Here is a 1534-nt window from a genome sequence, read left to right as displayed (position 1 = left end):
CGCGACCCCGGACCCGGTGGCCCGCTGCCGTGCGGGCGACCCCTCGGGCGCGGGCCCGCTGCTGGCCGGCGAGGCGGCCCGCCAAGCCGCGATCCTGGAGATGCTGGCCGCCATGGACGAGGCCGCCCCCGCCGCGGCCGGCCTGCGCCAGATCCGCGACGTCTCCACGGAGGGCCAACGGGTGCTCCGGGCGGCGGCGGCCCGACGGGGGCGGGTGCGGTCCTGAGCCCCGGGGAGCGGTGGCGGGAAGAACGAGGACGACCGGGGCCGCCACCCCCCACAGGAGAGGCCCCGGTCGTCTTCCGCGGGGCCGCAGGGCGACCCCGTACTCATCTCTGCGCCGTGGGTGCGTTTTCTGTCACACCGGGGCGGGGCGATGGAATGTTGCGGGTTGTACAAGTCATGGACGCGGTGGACGCCAAGGACGTAGCGTGCTGAGTCGCGCAGGGTGGCGCGGCAGTGGTGACCAGCTGCGATTCGGACAGCAGGGCAGGGTTGAGGTAGTGCTGGGGGACGACGCGGGGCTTACTGCCGCGGTGCTCGCGGCGCAGCGCGGGGACGAGGACGCCTTCCGTACTGTGTACCGCGCTGTGCAGCCGCGGCTGCTTGGCTACATAAGGACGCTGGTGGGGGAGCCGGACGCCGAGGACGTGGCGTCCGAGTCGTGGCTTCAGATAGCGCGTGACCTCGACCGTTTCAGCGGGGACGCCGACCGCTTCCGGGGCTGGGCCGCGCGCATAGCCCGCAACCGGGCGCTGGACCACCTCCGGATGCGCGGCAGGCGCCCCGCCGTCGGCGGCGACGAGACGGAGCTCTCCGACAAGCCGGCCGGATCCGACACGGCCGACGAGGCGATCGAGTCCCTGGCGACCGGGCGCACCATGTCGCTCATCGCCCAGCTGCCGCAGGACCAGGCCGAGGCGGTGGTGCTCCGGGTGGTGGTCGGCCTCGACGCGAAGAGCGCCGCGCAGACCCTCGGCAAGCGGCCGGGTGCGGTGCGCACCGCCGCCCACCGGGGGCTGAAGCGGCTCGCCGAACTCCTCCGGGCGGACGCGGCCGGAACCGCGGCCCCGCGCCCGGGCGGCGGGAGCGGACAGCCCGGCTCCGTCCCCGGCCCCGTCCCCGTCTCCGGCACGGCGGACAGCGCCCGGCGGTACGGGGCGGAGCCGGAGGGGCCCGGCAGCCCCTCGGCGTCCTTGCGGGAGAATACGGAGGACGGGCCGGGACGGACCGGAGGGCTCGGTGCCGTACCCGTACAACGCCCCCCACGCACCGGCCTGGTGGCTCCCGCCGGTGTGACGCATTCGCGTCTGTGGACGCAGAAGGACATGTGATGGCCGACGAGCAGGACGCATGGCTTGACAAGGAAGCGGCGGAGAAACTGCTCCGCGGCGAACCGGTCGACCCTGCCGAAGGCCGTCCCCGCCAGGACGCCGAACGCCTGGCCACCGCCCTCGACGCCGTCGCCCGCACCGCCCGCCCGGCCACCGGTCCACTGCCCGGCGAGGCCGCCGCGCTCGCCGCCTTCCGGGCC

Annotated in this window: 1 protein-coding gene and 2 pseudogenes; all 3 read left to right on the top strand. The window is 75.5% G+C overall.

Going from position 1 to position 1534, the window contains the following annotated elements; genetic code table 11:
* Positions 1–226, top strand: a pseudogene (locus G3I41_RS31505) (hypothetical protein); the annotation flags it as partial.
* A 277-nt stretch (positions 227–503) separates the two neighbouring features.
* Positions 504–1334 carry an RNA polymerase sigma factor gene (locus G3I41_RS31500; RefSeq protein WP_164403944.1) on the top strand — a complete coding sequence of 277 codons (831 nt, stop codon included), beginning with the start codon at positions 504–506 and terminating at the stop codon, positions 1332–1334.
* A pseudogene (locus G3I41_RS31495) lies at positions 1334–1534 on the top strand (hypothetical protein); the annotation flags it as partial. The gene G3I41_RS31500 and the pseudogene G3I41_RS31495, both read left to right, overlap by 1 nt.

The sequence above is a fragment of the Streptomyces sp. SID9727 genome (assembly GCF_010550605.1).
Taxonomy (GTDB): domain Bacteria; phylum Actinomycetota; class Actinomycetes; order Streptomycetales; family Streptomycetaceae; genus Streptomyces.
This window is presented reverse-complemented; position numbering and strand designations above follow the sequence as displayed.